This window comes from Demequina litorisediminis, assembly GCF_030161615.1.
GTDB lineage: Bacteria > Actinomycetota > Actinomycetes > Actinomycetales > Demequinaceae > Demequina > Demequina litorisediminis.
Genome location: NZ_BSUN01000001.1, coordinates 266,389 through 282,192, shown reverse-complemented (window position 1 = coordinate 282,192; position 15,804 = coordinate 266,389). Strand labels below are relative to the sequence as shown.

The following is a 15,804-nucleotide window of genomic DNA, read 5'->3' as shown; positions in this document are numbered from 1 at the left end:
CACGTTGGAGGCGGTGGGGCTCGTCAGCGTCACGCTCGTCGTGGCCGATGCGCTCGACGGTCTCGCGTGGCCCGTGCTGCTCGTGGCGCTGGCGGCGGCCGTGGTGGCCGCCGCGTTGTCGCTCGTGGTGGTGCGCGCCTTCCCCCGCCAGATCGCTCGCGGGAACCCGCTGATGACGGTGCGGCTCCTGGCGCCGCTCGCATGGTTCTCCATGGTGCTGACGGCGCCGATCCGGCGGCTCGTGCCCGCGCTGCGCGCGCCGCCGCTCGCGGAGCCGGAGGACCTCGTCGAGCAGGCGCAGGACGCCCTCGAGGAGGAAGACGCGGAACTTCTGCGCTCGGTGGTGTCGCTCGGTGACACCCTCACCCGCGAGGTGATGGTGCCCCGCACCGACATGATCACCATCGCCGCAGGCACCCCCGCGCGCAAGGCCATGGCGCTCTTTCTACGTTCGGGATTCTCCCGCGTACCGGTCATCGACGACGGCGTCGATGACACGGTGGGCGTGATCTACCTCAAGGACGTGGTGGCACGTACCTGGGACGATGCGACCGAACTGGACGTTCCCGTCGACGACTTCATGCGTGAGCCCGAGTTTGTGCCCGAATCCGTGCCCGTGGACGACCTGCTGCGCAGGATGCAGTCGGAGGTGTTCCACATGGCGATCGTGGTCGACGAGTATGGCGGCGTCGCCGGCCTCGTCACCATCGAGGACGCGCTCGAGGAGATCGTGGGCGAGGTGGTCGACGAGCACGACCGCTCCACGCCCGATGCGCAGGATCTCGGTGGAGGCGAGTACCGTGTCCCGGCACGCTTCCCACTCGACGAGTTGGGCGAGCCTGTTCAACATCGAGATCGAGGACGACGACGTGGAGACCGCGGCGGGGCTACTCGCCAAGGCCATCGGCAAGGTGCCCATCAGGGGCGCCACCGGCACCATCCACGGCGTCACGCTCACGGCCGACACGGTCGAGGGACGCAGACGACGCCTCACGGGCGTCATCGTGAAGGCCGCACCGCAGGAGGATGAGGATGACTAACCAGGACGACACCGTGCACCGCAGCGGCTTCGCATGCTTCGTGGGGCGCCCCAACGTGGGCAAGTCCACCCTCATGAACGCGTTGGTGGGGGAGAAGGTGGCGATCATGTCGTCGCGCCCCCAGACCACGCGTCGCGCCATCCGCGGCGTGCTCAGCCGCGATGACGCCCAACTGGTCGTCGTCGACACTCCTGGACTGCATCGGCCCCGGACCTTGCTGGGTGAGCGCCTCAATGACCTGGTGCGCGAAACCTTCGCCGAGGTCGACGTGATCGGCTTCTGCCTGCCCGCCGACGAGAAGGTGGGCCCCGGCGACAAGTGGATCGCTCGCGAACTGTCAGACGCGCGCGCCCCCGTGGTCGCCATCGTCACCAAGGTCGACGCCGTGTCGCGTGAACGCGTCGCCGAGCACCTGCTCGCCGTGTCGCAGGCTGGGGGACTGGGCGGACATCGTGCCCGTCTCGTCGGTGAAAGACATTCAGGTCGACACGCTGGTGGACGTGCTCGTGCGGCACCTGCCCGAGGGACCCGCGCTGTACCCCGAGGGTGCGGTGACCGACGAGCCCGAGGACGTACGCATTGCGGAACTCATCCGCGAGGCGGCGCTCGAGGGCGTGCGAGCCTCCCGCACTCCATCGCCGTCGTCATCGAGGAGATGGTCGAGCCCGACAGCGAGGACGCGCACCGCGACGTTCTCGAGATCCGTGCGCAATTGTTTGTGGAACGCGAATCGCAGAAGGGCATCATCATCGGCCGCGGTGGCTCGCGCCTCAAGGAGGTGGGTGCGACCGCTCGCGCAGGCATCGAGCGTCTTCTGGGGCGTCGGGTCTATCTGGACTTGCACGTGAAGGTGGCGAAGGACTGGCAGCGCGACCCCAAGCAGGCTCGGCCGCCTGGGGTTCTAGAACCACTCGCCACGAGATGTGGCATCGGGTGGCATCTCGCGCTCGTGGTGCCACCCGATGCCACATCTCAGCGTGGCGTCACCGGAAGCGTCCCCCACCGCAGCGACCCGCCTGCGCGAGGTGACTGACGCATCGGCCGTCCGCTATGGTGAACGTATGCGTGCACTCTCGCTGCTCCTTCGCTGCCGCGACGAGGCCTAACAGGCCGGATCCTCGTCGCGGAGTTTCGTGCGCCGGCTGAGCAAAGCCCCCGAGACACGAAGGAATCACCACAGCATGAGCGAGCACTACACCGGCGGAGCGCAGACGGCCTCGTCGATGCCCATCCAGAAGTACCGTCCCTTCCACGAGCAGATTCAGGTCGATCTGCCGGATCGCACGTGGCCCGCGCAGCGGATCACCGAGGCCCCGCGCTGGTGCGCCGTGGACCTGCGTGACGGAAACCAGGCCCTGATCGAGCCGATGAACGTCGAGCGCAAGATGCGCATGTTCGACCTCCTGGTGCGCATGGGCTACAAGGAAATCGAGGTCGGTTTCCCCTCGGCCAGCCAGATCGACTTCGACTTTGTCCGCGCCCTCATCGAGGAAGGTCGCATCCCTGACGACGTCACCATCCAGGTCCTGACCCAGGCCCGCGAGCACCTCATCGAGCGCACCTACGAGTCGCTGAAGGGCGCCAAGCAGGCGATCGTGCACCTGTACAACTCGACGTCCGTCCTGCAGCGAGAGGTCGTTTTCCGCGCCAACGAGGACGAGATCATGGACATCGCCACGCACGGCGCCATGCTCTGCCAGAAGTTCGAGGAGACCATCCCCGACACCCAGGTGTTCTACGAGTACAGCCCCGAGTCGTACACCGGCACGGAGCTCGAGTACGCCGTGAAGGTCTGCAACGCCGTGCTGGACGTGTGGAAGCCCACGCCGGAGCGCAAGGTCATCATCAACCTGCCCGCGACGGTCGAGATGGCCACCCCGAACGTGTACGCCGACTCGATCGAGTGGATGAACCGGAACCTGGACTACCGCGACTCGGTGGTGCTGAGCCTGCACCCGCACAACGACCGCGGCACCGCTGTCGCCGCCGCCGAGCCTGGGCTACATGGCCGGCGCCGACCGCATCGAGGGCTGCCTGTTCGGCAACGGCGAGCGCACCGGCAACGTGGACCTGGTGACGCTCGGCATGAACCTGTTCAGCCAGGGCATCGACCCGCAGATCGACTTCTCAGACATCGACGAAATTCGCCGCACCGTCGAGTACTGCAACCAGATCGACGTTCACCCGCGCCACCCGTGGGGCGGCGACCTGGTCTACACCGCCTTCTCCGGCTCCCACCAGGACGCCATCAAGAAGGGCCTGGACGCCATGGACCGCAAGGCCGATGCCGCGGGCACCACGGTCGACCACGTCGAGTGGGGCGTGCCGTACCTGCCGATCGACCCGCGCGACGTGGGCCGGTCATACGAGGCCGTCATCCGCGTCAACGCCCAGTCCGGCAAGGGCGGCGTCGCCTACCTGCTGAAGACGGAGCGCAATCTCGACCTGCCGCGCCGCCTCCAGATCGAGTTCTCGCGCGTGATTCAGGTCGCGGCCGATGCCACGGGCAAGGAACAGACGGCGGAGAACATCTGGACCACGTTCCGCGACGAGTACCTGCCGTCGCCCACGACCGAGGGCCAGTGGGGACGCTTCTCGCTGCGCGGCACGCGGACCACGAGCACCGATGCGGGCGAGGACACCCTCGCGGCGGACATCACTGACGGCGGTCTGCCTGTCACGATCGAGGCCTCGGGCAACGGCCCGGTGGCCGCCTTCGTGGCGGCGATCGCGACGCGCGGCGTCAAGGTCGAGGTCCTTGACTATCACGAGCACGCGATGACGGCGGGCGGCGACTCCCAGGCGGCCGCGTACGTGGAGTGCCAGATCGGCGACGAGATCTACTGGGGAGTCGGCATCGACCCCTCGATCACGACCGCCACTCTCAAAGCGATCATTTCGGCCGTGAACCGGGCCGACCGTTGATGGCAGGCGGCGCGCTCGGCAGGGTGGCCACGGCATCGGCCATGGGACTGGTGCTGGCCGCCGGCCTCACGGCCTGCTCGGGCGCCTCGCAGGCCGAGCGCGCCGCCGATCAGGCTCCCCGATCTCACCGCGGAGGGACTGGAGCAGGTCGACTGCGACCAGTTCTCGGCTCAGAACCTCGAACCGATCGAGGAGCCCTATGTGCGCCAGTGCTGGACCGGCTCGCCCGAGACGCCGTTCGTGCAGGAAGCCGACGCGATCATCGGCATCATCACCGCGTCCACCGACGCGGAAGAGATCACGGAGTTCATTTGCGTCGATGACGTGATCATCGACACCGTGGCGTTTGCCTGCCGCGCTGCGTACGACGACGAGGTGATGTATCGCGTGGTGGTGTCGCTTCCCGACCCCGAGTCGGTCGTCTCCGGGCTCCCCGATGCCCCCACGGAGGAAGAGATCGCGGAGGCCGTGTCCGGCGCTCCCGTGCAGGTAGTCGTCCAGACCGAGAAGACCCCGGAGGAGTGACATGCCCGCCCGCGTGAGACGGTTCGCCCCGCGAGACACCGATGCGGTGGTGGCCCTGTGGGAGACGTGTTTCCCCGATGACCCTGCTCGCAACGAGCCTCGCGCCGTGATCGAGCGCAAACTCGCCCGCGACCCCGATCTTTTCTGGGTGGCGGCCGAAGGTGACGAGATCGTCGGCGCACTGCTGGGCGGCTACGACGGGTACCGGGGTTGGCTCTATCACCTCGCGGTCGCGCCGCACCGGCGCCGCGAGGGCCTTGCCACCGCCCTGATCGACCGTGCCATCCTCGAGCTTCAGACGCTCGGGTGTGTGAAGGTCAATCTCCAGGTCCGCAGCAGCAACACGGAGGTCATCGACCTGTACGAGGCGCGCGGGTTCGTGCGAGACGAGACCGTCGATCTGGGGCGGGTCATCGGCTCCTAGGCTCGCGACGGGGGACAATGGAGCGTGCCCCTGTACCGAGACGACGCGATCATCCTTCGCACCCACAAACTGGGTGAGGCGGACCGCATCGTGACGATGCTCACGCGCCGGTACGGCAAGGTGCGCGCCGTGGCCAAGGGTGTGCGACGCACGACGAGCCGCATCGGTTCGCGCATGGAGCCGTTCATGCTGGTCGACGTGCAGGCTGTACGAGGGTCGCAACCTCGACATCGTGAGTCAGGTCGAAACCAAGGAGCCCTACGCGCGGCGCATCGCCGAGGACTATGCGCTGTACACCGCCGCGACCGCGATGGTGGAGACGGCTGACAAGGCTCGTGGACCACGAGAAAGAGCCGTCGTACGACCAGTACCGCCTGCTCCACGGTGGGCTCGGAGCGCTGAGCAGGCGCGCGCATGATCCTGGCCTCGTGCTCGACTCGTTCCTCTTGCGCTCGCTGTCGCTCGCGGGCTACGAGCCGAGCTTCGACGATTGTGCGTCGTGCGGCCGTGCGGGGCCGCATCGGGCCTTCGCCGTGGCCGGGGGCGGAGCGGTGTGCGAGGCCTGTAGGCCCTCCGGCGCGGCCGCGCCCGCGCCCGAGACGTTCTCGTTGCTGGAGGCGCTCCTCAGCGGGGACTGGCAGGCGGCCGATGCCTCGGCTGAGCGGCCGCGCAAGGATGCGGCCGGTCTCATTGCGGCGTACGCGCAGTTCCACCTCGAGCGCAAAGTGCGGTCGCTCAGCCACGTGGACCGCTCCGGCGCCTGAGCCCGCGCGTACGTCACTCACCCGGTCAGGCCGTCTCGGCACGGCATGCGCACGCGCGAGGCGTGGGGAGTGAAGATTTCACACACTCGTAACCCGTTCGTGGCCCATCCGTCCATACTCGCGCGATAGCGTGGACGCCGCGTCCAGATCGGACGTGGAGTCACCACCCGCGAGGAGCCGCATGCGTCCCACCGTCATCTTCGACTTCGACGGCACTCTCGCCCTCGGCGACGGCCCCGTGCGGGCGTACGCCGCATGTGTGGCGCGCGAGGCTGGGGACAGTCGGATTGTGGATGACGCTGATGACGCGCTTGCCAGGATCGCTGCGGGCGAGTCCGCATTCCGCGACGGCTACCACGCGGTGGCCGTGGCGGCAGCGAACCGTGGAGCCACGCCCAAGATGCTGGACGCGGCGTACCTGGCAAGTCGCGAGTTGCTGGCCACCGAGGCCGCGCCCATCGATGCTCCGTCAGGGATCTCCGCCTTCCTCGACGCACTCGCCCCGCACGCGGATCGCTACCTCGTCACGAACGCGCCGGACGTCCGCCTTGCCGATGCGCTCGTCGAGCCTCGGCGTCGATGGTCGCCTCGAGCACGTGGTCACGTCCGCAGGCAAGCCACGGGGGATCGAGGCCGTGGTCTCCGATGCGCTCACCCGCGGCCCCGTCCTCTCGATCGGCGATATCCACGAGTTCGATCTCCTGCCGGCCGCCGCTCTTGGAGCGGACACCGCGCTCGTGGGCCCCGCCGCCGCTCACCCTCCGGCCGACGTCACCATGGCGGCCGTGCACCTGCCGGAGTTGTATCCGGCCATTCAGTCGTGGGCGGCACGGTCCGCCCGCCTCGGGTAGCCGCCCGGCCCCCGAACCCATACGAAAGGTCTCACCCCATGCGCACCACGCTCACCGCCGCCGGTGTCGCCGTCACGGCCCTCGTCGCACTTGCGGGCTGTAGCGCCGACTCCGACTCGGACGCCACCACCGACGCTTCCACCGCTCCGGCCAGGCTCCGAGGCCGCGGCCGCCGGGGCCGACTGGCCCGAGGAGATCACGCTCGCACTGATCCCGAACGAAAACGTCACGGACCTGGTCACCACTGTCGCACCGCTCACCGACTACCTCTCGGAGCAACTCGGCATCACCGTCGAGGGCGTCGTGACCCAGGATTACCAGGCTGCCGTCGAGGCCATCGGGTCCGGCCAGGCGCAGATCGCGATCGCCGACGCGGGCTCGCTCGCCGCCGCTGAGGACATGTACGGTGCACACGCCGTGCTGCAGGACGTCCGCTTCGGCGCGTCCTCGTACGCGGCGATGGCCTTCACGAACAACCCGGACAAGTACTGCGAGGACGAGCCCGTCGAGGCCACGTACGCGGCCACCGGCCAGACGTTCCTGTACTGCAACGGCACCGCGTCCGGCGAGGAGAACACCGGAGTGGGCCCCGTCGCGATGGACGCGCTTGCCAAGATCGAGCCGGGCACTACGGTGGCGTTCGGCAACACCACGTCGCCTGCCGGCTACCAGCCTTCCCGTCCTCGCCCTCGAGGACAACGGCGTCAACATCGACGACCTGCAGCAGGTGCCTGTGACGGGCAATGACACCCTGCTGATGGCGGTCTACAACGGCGACGCCGAGGTGGGCTTCGCTTACTGGGACGCGCGCAGGCTCGATCGACGCCACCGAGGTCCCCGACCTGGGCGAGAAGGTTGTGGTCTTCGGCCTGTCCGCGATGTACCCCAACGGTGGCGTGGTCCTCTCCGACGACCTGCCGCAGGACCTGCGCGACGAGATCACCTCGCTCATGGATGGCTTCTCGGACGTGGACCCTGACACCCTGCAGGAGATCTTCGACCAGACCGACTGGGTGCCCGCCGACGCGGCCGCGATCGACCTGGCCCGCGAGGTCAACGCACGCTTCTCGGGACAGTGAGCCGATGAACGACACCGCTGCCACGCGGCGGCCGGAGGCCGGGGACCACGCGTCCTCGGCCTCCGGGCCGTGGCCCGTCACCCTCGACAACGTCACCGTGCGCTATCCCAACGGTGTGGTGGCGCTCAAGGATGTCTCGCTCAGCATCGGCGCAGGCGAGATGGTCGCCGTGGTGGGATTGTCGGGTTCCGGCAAGTCCACGATGATCCGTACCATCAACGGCCTGGTGCAGCCCACACAGGGCTCCGTCACGGTGGGCCCGCACGCGATGACGGCGCTCAGGGGCGCGGCCTTGCGCCGTGCCCGCGGCGACATCGGCATGATCTTCCAGTCGTTCAACCTTGCCGACCGCACGAGCGTCTATCGCAACGCGATGGTGGGGCGTTTCTCGCACACCCCCACGTGGCGCACCCTTCTGGGAATCGCCACGGCCGAGGACCGCGACATCGTGATGCGCGCCCTCGACTCCGTGGGCATGCTCGAGAAGGTGTGGGGACGCGCAGGTGCGCTCTCGGGCGGGCAGAAGCAGCGTGTCGCTATCGCGCGTGCGCTCGCGCAGGAGCCCGCTGTCATGCTGGCTGACGAGCCCGTCGCGAGCCTCGACCCGCCCACCGCGCATGCGGTCATGGCGGACCTTTCCGACATCAACGCCGACCGCGGCCTCACGGTGCTGGTCAACCTGCACCTCATGGATCTGGCGCGTCAGTACACGACTCGGATGATCGGCCTCAGGGCCGGCGAGGTGGTTTACGACGGCCCCGCCGCCTCCGCGACGGATGCGGACTTCGAGCAGATCTACGGCCGCCCCGTCCAGCAGCGAGACAGGCTGGGGGAAAAGTGACGGCGGCCGATGCGACGGTAGCGCCCGGCGCCGCCCTCGCCATTCCGCCGCGGCCACGGACGTGGCCCAGGGCGGTCGCGATCGGCGCGGCGCTCGTCGCGGTCACGGTCGCGACCACCATTCCGGCGATCGGTGGCGTCGAGATCGACCTTGGTGCCATCGCGAGGAACTGGACCAACGGCCTCGACCGCATCGGCCAGATGCTCACCCCCGACTGGTCCATTCTGCCGCGCACCTGGCAGCCGTTGCTCGAGACGCTCGAGATGGCGCTCGTGGGAGCCGCCATCTCCGCGGTCCTCGCGGTGCCGCTGTCGCTGTGGGCTGCGCGGCCCACGAATCCCAACAGGGTCACCCGCCGCGCGGTGCGGTTTGTTCTCAACGTGGTGCGTGCCGTGCCGGACCTCGTCTACGCCACCGTGCTGGTCGCGATGGTAGGGGTGGGGACGCTGCCCGGCATCATCACGCTGATCCTGTTTGACGTGGGCATCGTCGTCAAACTGGTGAGCGAGGCGATCGACTCGGCAGACGCCGCCTACATGGAGGCCGGCCGCGCCGCGGGCGGCAACCAGACCCAGATCAACCGTGTCACCGCGCTGCCGCAGTCCTGGCCGGCGATCGCCTCCCAGGTGCTGTACTCCCTCGAACTCAACGTGCGCATCTCCGCGATCCTCGGCCTGGTGGGCGCGGGCGGAATCGGCCGCCTGATCGACGAGATGCGTGGCTTCTACCGTTACGACGCGCTGGGCACGATCGTGCTCGAGATCCTCGTCGTGGTCATCGCGATCGAGATCGCCTCGAACCTGCTGCGAAAGAGACTGCGATGACCGCCACCGTGACCTCGGCATCGGCCCAAGCGCTGGCGATCCCCGCCAAGCCGCGACGCCTGGCCATCCGCGCGGCGGGCTGGATCGCGACGGCGATCATCCTGCTCGCGTTCTGGGACATCGACCTCGAGTGGGACAAGGTTGCGGGCCTTCCCGCGGACCTGGTGCACTACGGCTCGCTCATGTTCTCCGACCCCAATTGGTCGATGCTCGGCGAGGCCGCGCTGCAGACCTGGAGGTCGGTTTCCATGGCGTGGATCGGTGCGATCCTCGGAGTCTTGCTGTCGACGCTGCTCGGCATCCCCGCGGCTCAGGGTGTGGGGCCCGCGTGGGTGAGGCTGCCGCTGCGCGTGGTCTTCGCCGTGATCCGTGCGATGCCCGAGGTGCTCATCGCGATCCTGATCCTGACCGTCACGGGCCTTACGCCGTTCACGGGGGCCCTCGCCCTCGCCATCGGCGGCATCGGCACGCACGCGAAGTGGACGTACGAGACTATCGAGGCGGTACCTGCGGGCACCGCGGAGGCGGTGCGAGCCTCGGGCGGCTCGCTCGTCGAGGTCATCCGCTGGGGCCTGTGGCCCGTCGCCGCACCCGAGCCATGAGCCTCGCGCTCTACCGCTTCGAAATCAACGTGCGCACGTCCGCCATCCTTGGCCTGATCGGCGTCGGTGGCATCGGCGCGATGCTCACGGACTACACCCAGCACCGCGAGTGGGATACGGTCGGCGTGCTGATCATCGTGGTCATCGTTGTCACGATGCTGATCGACGCCATCTCCGGGGCGATCCGGAGGCGCATCATGGAAGGGGCCAAGGTTCGTGGCGTGGAACGGAAGCACTGACGCACCTCCGACGATACGCATCGCCGCGCTAGCGCCATCGCTCCAGCCGAGCGAGCGGCGCGTGGCAGAGGCCATCGCGGCCGATGTCGGTGCCGCCGTCGACATGACCGCCCAGCAACTGGCGGAGTCGGTGGGGGTGGGGCGCGCCTCGGTGGTGCGCACGGCGCAGACGCTCGGGTACGACGGCTACCCGCAGGCTCAGGGTGGCCATGGCGCGCGAGCGAGCATTCGAGACGCCCCCGTGGCCGATGCCGCGGGAGCGGTGGGCATCGTGCGTGCCGCCATGGAGCGGTTCGGTCGCGCGTTGCCGCATGTTGCCGCCGCGATGACGGAGGAGCACCTCGAGCCGTTCCTGGCCGCCCTCGACACGGCGCCGCGAGTGCTGGTGGCGGCCAACGGTCTGTCCGCACCGCTCGGGTACGACCTTGCGCTGAGGCTGTCGAGCATCGGGCGTCCCACGGAGTATGTGCCGGACACGTTGGGTCAGCGCATCCTTGCCGCGCAGATGGATCCCGACAGCGTGCTGCTCGCGGTCTCGGGATCGGGGGCCAACCGTGCGTCACTCGACGTCGTGGACGCCGCCGTCGAGGCGGGTGCGCGCGTGCTCGCGATCACGAGTTTCTCCCGCTCCGCACTCGTGGAACGCGCCACCACCACGCTCGTGGTGCCGCCGGTGAGTGAGTCGTTCCAGGATGAACTCCTGCTGACATCGCGGGCGGCGCTGACGCTCGTGGTGGAGGCCCTGGTGGAGGCGATGGCGTCCCGGCGCGGCTCGCGCGCACAGGACGCCCGTGCCGCCGCTCTCGTGGTCCTGTCGCGTTCGCTCGGGGAGTGACGGGAGCGCGGCCTCCTGCGCGAGGCGACGCGGCGGCGGGGAGCCTGCGTGACCCGCGGCTAGGCTGGCCATCGTGACTTACGCTCGCCCCTTTCCTCACGCCGGCGGTGCCACGCCGCCAGTCCTGCCGCCGGAGGCGGTTCCTGCTCACGTTGCCGTCGTCATGGACGGCAACGGTCGCTGGGCAAAGGACAGGGGTCTGCCGCGCACGGCAGGTCACGAGCGCGGCGAGGCTTCGCTCCTTGACGTGGTTGCTGGCGCCGTCGAGATCGGCGTGAGCCACCTCAGCGCGTACGCCTTCAGCACGGAGAACTGGAAGCGCAGCCCCGACGAGGTGCGCTTCCTGATGGGCTTCAACCGTGACGTGATCCGCCGCCGGCGCGATGAGATGCACGAGTGGGGCGTGCGGGTGCGCTGGGCCGGGCGTCGCCCCAAGGCGTGGACATCGGTCATCAAGGAACTCGAGAAGGCCGAAGAACTCACGCAGCACAACACCGGCCTCACGCTCACCATGTGCGTCAACTACGGCGGCAGGGCGGAGATCGCCGATGCCGCCAGGGAGATCGCGCGCAAGGCGGCCGCCGGTCAACTGAACCCCGACAAGGTCACGGAGGCGACGCTCGCGGCACACCTCGACGAGCCCGACATGCCCGACGTGGACCTGTTCTGGCGCTCCAGCGGCGAGCAGCGCTCCAGCAACTTCCTACCGTGGCAGGCCGCCTACGCCGAGTACGTGTTCTCGAATGTGCTGTGGCCCGACGTGGACCGCACGCACCTCTGGGCGGCTATTGAGGAATACGCGCGGCGGAATCGACGCTTCGGCGCTGCCTGACGATCCGCGCCACCCGCGTCGAGGCCCACGCGACCAGCAACACCGCGAGGACGCAACCGATGGCAAGGGCGGGGCTGCGGCGCCACAGGTGCACGATTGACGCGCCGACGATCGTGTAGGTCGCCGTCCACAGCGCGCAGCCGGGAAGCATGACGAGCGTGTACAGGCCCCACCGCATCTTCACGTACCCCGCGGTCGCGTTGATGACGGTCTGAAAGCCGAGCGTGAGGAACGACAGCGGGATGGCAACGTAGCCCCAGCGGTCAAGGATGGCCTCGCCGCGAGCCATCATCGGCCCATCGAGGCGGCGAGACGCACGGGCGAGGAACTTCTCCGAAGGGCTTTTTGCGAGGCGTGCGGCGCCCGTGCGTGCCCATCGGCCCAGCCAGTAGGTGGCCTGGGTGCGCAGGAACACCACGCAGAACAGGAACGGGACCAGCGCCCACCAGCCGAGGTCGGTGATGAAGCCGGGCACTCCCGCCATTAGTGGCCCTTCGCCGTACAGGCGGCGCAGACCCCGGTGATCTCGACGGTGTGGTCGATGCGCGCGTAGCCGTGCTCGGTCGCCACGCGCTCGGCCCACTCCTCGAACTGCGGCACCTCGATGTCCTCTGCCGCGCCGCACACACGGCACCGCAGGTGGTGGTGGTGTTCGTCGACCGCACCGCAGCGGCGGTAGAGGGTTTCGCCAGTGTCGGTGACGACCGCGTCAACTTCGCCGGCCTCGGCAAGCGCCTGCAGCGAGCGATACACGGTGGCAAGGCCCACGGTCGATCCGTCGTGCCGCAGCGCATCGTGCCACGACTGCGCCGAGCGAAACTCGTCCGAGGCGGCCAACGCGTCAAGGACGGCCGCGCGTTGGCGGGTCATGCGGGGGCTGAGGCGCCAGACGTCGGTGTCATGCGGGCGCTCCTTTCATGAGTCGGGCCTGGTCGCGGCGGTGGCGGCGGCGTTTGACGATGCCGGAGCCTGAGGCGACCACGACGTACAGGATGACGCCGAGTACCACGATGAGTGCGCCGGGCTGGAGGTTGTAGAACAACGTGATGCCCACGCCGGTGAGGCACAGGGCGACGCCGATGCCCATGGCGATCGCCATGGTGCGCGTGAACGACCGCGTGATGAGCCTGGGCGATCGCCACCGGCAGGATCATGAGGCCGCTCACGAGCAGCACACCGACCACACGCATCGCTGCGGTCACGGTGATAGGCTGCGAGGACCGCGACGAGCATGTTGAGCACCGCAACGGGAAGGCCTGTGGAGTAGGCGAACTCCTGGTCGTGGGTCACGGCGAAGAGCGCGGACCGCAGGCCGAGGCCGATGACAAGGATGAGTGCGGACAGCCCCACAGTCACCCAGACGTCGGCCCAACTGGCGGTCGAGATCGACCCGAACAGATAGCCCATGAGGTTGGCGTTGGAGCCGCCGGCGACGGAGATCAGGAGCACGCCCGAGGCGATGCCTCCGTAGAACATGATCGCCATGATGACATCGGCCGCCGCGACGCCACGGGCGCGCATGCGTTCGATGACCACGGCTCCGGCGACGGCGAAGAGAATCGCGCCGGGAATGGCGAGGGTGTCCACCTGGGCAAGGTCAGCCCATGATCCTGCGAGCCATCCGGCGGCGACGCCGGCGAGCGCCACATGCCCGATGCCGTCGCCCAGCAGCGACATACGGCGATGCACGAGGTAGGTGCCCACGATGGGTGCGGTGGCCCCAACCATCAGGGCGACGAGCAGCATGCGCTGCACGAGCGGATCAGTCATCAGGTCGATCACTGGCGAACCTCCCAGGCGAAGGTCGACGCGGCCTGCTCGGGCACATCGGGGTGGGCGTGGTCATGGTCGTGGCCGGGTAGGGCGTGGACGCCGAGGGCGCGAGGGGTTCGCCGATGTGGGTGACGCAGCCCTGCTCAAGCACCACGGCGTGGTGGACGAGTGGCGCAAGCGCACCGAGTTCGTGCAGCACCAGGATGATCGCCTTGCCCGCATCCCGGCGCGCCGTGAGGGCTGCCGCGAGGGCCTCCTGGCTGGGGACGTCGACGCCCGCCATCGGCTCGTCGAGGATGAGGAGGTCGGGGTCGCGCACGAGCGCACGTGCGATCAGCACACGCTGCTGCTGGCCGCCGGAGAGTCGGCTGACGTCGCGGTCGGCCAGATCGGCGACGCCGAGGTCGTCGAGGGCCGCCAGCGCCCTGGCCTTCGCGTCGCGCGGAGGCCGCAGGCTTCCCACACCCAGCAGTCCAGCGGTGACGACCTCACGGGCGGTGGCGGAGACGCCGCCGCCCGCCGAGGCTCGCTGAGGCACGTAGCCGATGCGGCGGGCGCTCGCGCGAGTGCGCGGCGCATCGAAGATGGTGACGTCGCCCGCGGCCATGGGCAGGGCGCCCACGAGTGCACGCACCAGCGTCGACTTGCCCGAGCCGTTGCCTCCCATGATGGCGACGGCCTCGCCGGGATGGGCGTCGAGGTCGACGCCGTGGAGGATCTCGTGGCCGCCCAGGCGCACGCGCACCCCGCGCGCGGTGAGCACGGGCGGGGCGTCGTGGTGGAGGGTGGTGGGGTCACCTGCAGTCAAGGCCGGTCCTCAAAGCGTCCAGGTTGCGGGTCATCACCGAAATGTAGTCGTCGCCGTCGGCAATGGTCTCGAGCGGATCGAGGACTGCGGTGGTGATGCCGATGTCGTCGGCGAGCGACTGTGCTACGGCGGCGCTCACCTTGGACTCGGTGTAGATGGTGGTCGCGCCGGAACCCTCGATGAGGTCGCGGATCTCACGGATGCGGGCGGGGGAGGGCTCCGCCTCGGGGTCGAGGCCCGACATGCCTTCTTGCGCAAGGTCGTACCGCAGGCCCAGGTAGCCGTAGGCCTCGTGGCTCACGAAGATGTCACGCCGCTCGCAGGTGGCGAGCCCATCGGAGAACGAGGCATCCAGGGCGCTGAGCGACTCGAAGAGCTCGCCCGCGCGCCGGCCGTAGTCGTCGGCGTTCTCGGGATCGAGCTCCGAGAACTCGCCCACCACGTCGCCCGCGTACTCCGCGAGCAGGGTCGGGTCGAGCCAGAAATGGGGGTCGAGGGTGCCGTGGTCGTGCTCGTCCTCACTCGCGTACTCGTCGTCCGCGTGGGTCTCTTCTTCGTGTTCGGCCTCAGCGTCGCCGTGCTCGTCGATGATGTGGTGAGCGTCGAGGGCGCGGACGCCGGTGGTGTCGATGGCGTCGTCCACCGCCGCGGAGAAGTCGGACAGGTAGAGGACGGTGTCCATGTTCTGCATGGAGCGCACGGTGGCGGGCGACATCTCGGCATCGTGCGGCTCGACGCCCGCAGCGATGAGGGAGGTGACCTCAACGTCGTCTCCACCGATCGCCTCGGCCACGAACTGAAGAGGGTAGAACGAGGTGCCGACCGTGAGCGCGGCGTCGGAGGAGCCGCTGGCGTCATCGGTCGAGGGATCGGCGGAACAACCGGCGAGCAGGAGGGTGCCGACGGCGCCGCCGACGATGAGAGGGGTGCTGAACTTCATGAAGGCAAGCCTATTCTCAGTGATAATCATTGTCAAAAGCGGGGGTGGCGGGGAAGGCGAGTCCTCACACGGCCTCGTCGCCGTCCGTCTGGACCCCGAACCAGTCATCGAGCCGGTCATCGCCGACGGGATCGGCGGGGGAGTGCAACGCCGCGGCGAACGCGTCGGCGATCGCCGCTCGCTCATTGCCCACTCCCGTCACCATGAGCGACGTCCGCGGTGGCCTTCCGCTCCAGGTGCCCACCTCTCCGACGCTCAGTTGGCCTCCAGCCTCTTCCCACACGCATGCCGCGTGTGGACGGGAGGCGACCCAAAAGTGTCCGCGTACTCGGATGGGGTGGTCGGCCATGCGGTGCAGGTTGTCGCGCAGGCGGCTCGCGTCGAACGGGCGGTCGCTTTCGAGGCGCAGGCTCCAGACGCCCGCACGGTCTCGCGGCGTGCGTCGCGGCGTGCGAAGCGGGTCCGCGCGCTCGAGGCAGTCCCTGCTGCGACCCCTGGGCCG

Annotated in this window: 18 protein-coding genes and 5 pseudogenes; 16 read left to right on the top strand and 7 right to left on the bottom strand. The window is 68.9% G+C overall.

From position 1 onward, the window contains the following. Window positions 1-172: 172 nt before the first annotated feature. The 16 genes and pseudogenes from QQK48_RS20955 to QQK48_RS01730 form a co-directional block, all read left to right on the top strand. A pseudogene (locus QQK48_RS20955) lies at window positions 173-721 on the top strand (CBS domain-containing protein); the annotation flags it as partial. Continuing rightward, the gene (locus QQK48_RS20950) at window positions 681-1,040 is read left to right on the top strand and encodes a transporter associated domain-containing protein (protein ID WP_431308387.1); all 360 of its coding nucleotides are present in this window, start codon (window positions 681-683) and stop codon (window positions 1,038-1,040) included. The pseudogene QQK48_RS20955 and the gene QQK48_RS20950, both read left to right, overlap by 41 nt. Further along, window positions 1,027-1,945: pseudogene (era, locus tag QQK48_RS01790) on the top strand (GTPase Era). The gene QQK48_RS20950 and the pseudogene era overlap by 14 nt, the downstream one beginning before the upstream one ends. 276 nt (window positions 1,946-2,221) lie before the next feature. Further along, window positions 2,222-3,965, top strand: a pseudogene (leuA, locus tag QQK48_RS01785) (2-isopropylmalate synthase). A gap of 201 nt (window positions 3,966-4,166) precedes the next feature. Beyond that, window positions 4,167-4,490: a hypothetical protein gene (locus tag QQK48_RS01780; RefSeq protein ID WP_284327284.1), complete on the top strand. Its 324-nt coding sequence runs from the start codon at window positions 4,167-4,169 to the stop codon at window positions 4,488-4,490. 1 nt (window position 4,491) lies between these two features. Beyond that, window positions 4,492-4,914 (top strand): GNAT family acetyltransferase, encoded by a 423-nt coding sequence (locus tag QQK48_RS01775; RefSeq protein ID WP_284327283.1) that lies wholly within the window; start codon window positions 4,492-4,494, stop codon window positions 4,912-4,914. 24 nt (window positions 4,915-4,938) lie between these two features. Next, window positions 4,939-5,678: pseudogene (gene recO / locus QQK48_RS01770) on the top strand (DNA repair protein RecO). A 548-nt stretch (window positions 5,679-6,226) separates the two neighbouring features. Then, a complete protein-coding gene (locus tag QQK48_RS01765; protein WP_284327282.1) occupies window positions 6,227-6,529 on the top strand; it encodes a hypothetical protein in 303 nt (100 codons plus the stop codon). 90 nt (window positions 6,530-6,619) lie between these two features. Continuing rightward, window positions 6,620-7,276, top strand: a complete 657-nt coding sequence (locus QQK48_RS01760) for a PhnD/SsuA/transferrin family substrate-binding protein (RefSeq protein ID WP_284327281.1) — start codon at window positions 6,620-6,622, stop codon at window positions 7,274-7,276. A gap of 110 nt (window positions 7,277-7,386) precedes the next feature. Then, window positions 7,387-7,608 (top strand): substrate-binding domain-containing protein, encoded by a 222-nt coding sequence (locus QQK48_RS01755; RefSeq protein ID WP_284327280.1) that lies wholly within the window; start codon window positions 7,387-7,389, stop codon window positions 7,606-7,608. Window positions 7,609-7,612: 4 nt separating this feature from the next. Next, a complete protein-coding gene (gene phnC / locus QQK48_RS01750) occupies window positions 7,613-8,449 on the top strand; it encodes a phosphonate ABC transporter ATP-binding protein (protein ID WP_284327279.1) in 837 nt (278 codons plus the stop codon). Next, window positions 8,446-9,273, top strand: coding sequence for a phosphonate ABC transporter, permease protein PhnE (gene phnE, locus QQK48_RS01745; RefSeq protein WP_284327278.1), 828 nt, complete (start codon window positions 8,446-8,448; stop codon window positions 9,271-9,273). The genes phnC and phnE overlap by 4 nt, the downstream gene beginning before the upstream one ends. After that, window positions 9,270-9,875 carry a PhnE/PtxC family ABC transporter permease gene (locus QQK48_RS01740; protein ID WP_348523378.1) on the top strand — a complete coding sequence of 202 codons (606 nt, stop codon included), beginning with the start codon at window positions 9,270-9,272 and terminating at the stop codon, window positions 9,873-9,875. The genes phnE and QQK48_RS01740 overlap by 4 nt, the downstream gene beginning before the upstream one ends. After that, on the top strand, window positions 9,872-10,114 hold the full coding sequence (locus QQK48_RS18695) for an ABC transporter permease family protein (protein ID WP_348523377.1): 243 nt from the start codon (window positions 9,872-9,874) through the stop codon (window positions 10,112-10,114). Before QQK48_RS01740 ends, QQK48_RS18695 begins: the two co-directional genes overlap by 4 nt. Then, a complete protein-coding gene (locus tag QQK48_RS01735) occupies window positions 10,092-10,949 on the top strand; it encodes a MurR/RpiR family transcriptional regulator (protein WP_284327277.1) in 858 nt (285 codons plus the stop codon). The genes QQK48_RS18695 and QQK48_RS01735 overlap by 23 nt, the downstream gene beginning before the upstream one ends. 73 nt (window positions 10,950-11,022) lie before the next feature. Continuing rightward, a complete protein-coding gene (locus tag QQK48_RS01730; RefSeq protein WP_431308266.1) occupies window positions 11,023-11,781 on the top strand; it encodes an isoprenyl transferase in 759 nt (252 codons plus the stop codon). Here QQK48_RS01730 and QQK48_RS01725 read toward each other — a convergent pair. The 7 genes and pseudogenes from QQK48_RS01725 to QQK48_RS01700 form a co-directional block, all read right to left on the bottom strand. Further along, a complete protein-coding gene (locus QQK48_RS01725) occupies window positions 11,735-12,256 on the bottom strand; it encodes a DedA family protein (protein ID WP_284327276.1) in 522 nt (173 codons plus the stop codon). The genes QQK48_RS01730 and QQK48_RS01725 overlap by 47 nt on opposite strands. A gap of 8 nt (window positions 12,257-12,264) precedes the next feature. Continuing rightward, window positions 12,265-12,651: a Fur family transcriptional regulator gene (locus tag QQK48_RS01720; RefSeq protein WP_284327275.1), complete on the bottom strand. Its 387-nt coding sequence runs from the start codon at window positions 12,649-12,651 to the stop codon at window positions 12,265-12,267. Window positions 12,652-12,679: 28 nt separating this feature from the next. Beyond that, window positions 12,680-12,868, bottom strand: coding sequence for a hypothetical protein (locus QQK48_RS18690; RefSeq protein ID WP_348523376.1), 189 nt, complete (start codon window positions 12,866-12,868; stop codon window positions 12,680-12,682). 182 nt (window positions 12,869-13,050) lie between these two features. Beyond that, window positions 13,051-13,509 (bottom strand): annotated as a pseudogene (locus QQK48_RS18685) (metal ABC transporter permease); the annotation flags it as partial. A 34-nt stretch (window positions 13,510-13,543) separates the two neighbouring features. Continuing rightward, window positions 13,544-14,362 carry a metal ABC transporter ATP-binding protein gene (locus tag QQK48_RS01710; protein ID WP_284327274.1) on the bottom strand — a complete coding sequence of 273 codons (819 nt, stop codon included), beginning with the start codon at window positions 14,360-14,362 and terminating at the stop codon, window positions 13,544-13,546. Continuing rightward, entirely contained in the window at window positions 14,349-15,302 is a 954-nt protein-coding gene (locus tag QQK48_RS01705; protein WP_284327273.1) for a metal ABC transporter substrate-binding protein, read from the bottom strand. The genes QQK48_RS01710 and QQK48_RS01705 overlap by 14 nt, the downstream gene beginning before the upstream one ends. Before the next feature lie 64 nt (window positions 15,303-15,366). Next, entirely contained in the window at window positions 15,367-15,711 is a 345-nt protein-coding gene (locus QQK48_RS01700; protein ID WP_284329272.1) for a GTP-binding protein, read from the bottom strand. Between the last annotated feature and the right edge of the window lie 93 nt (window positions 15,712-15,804).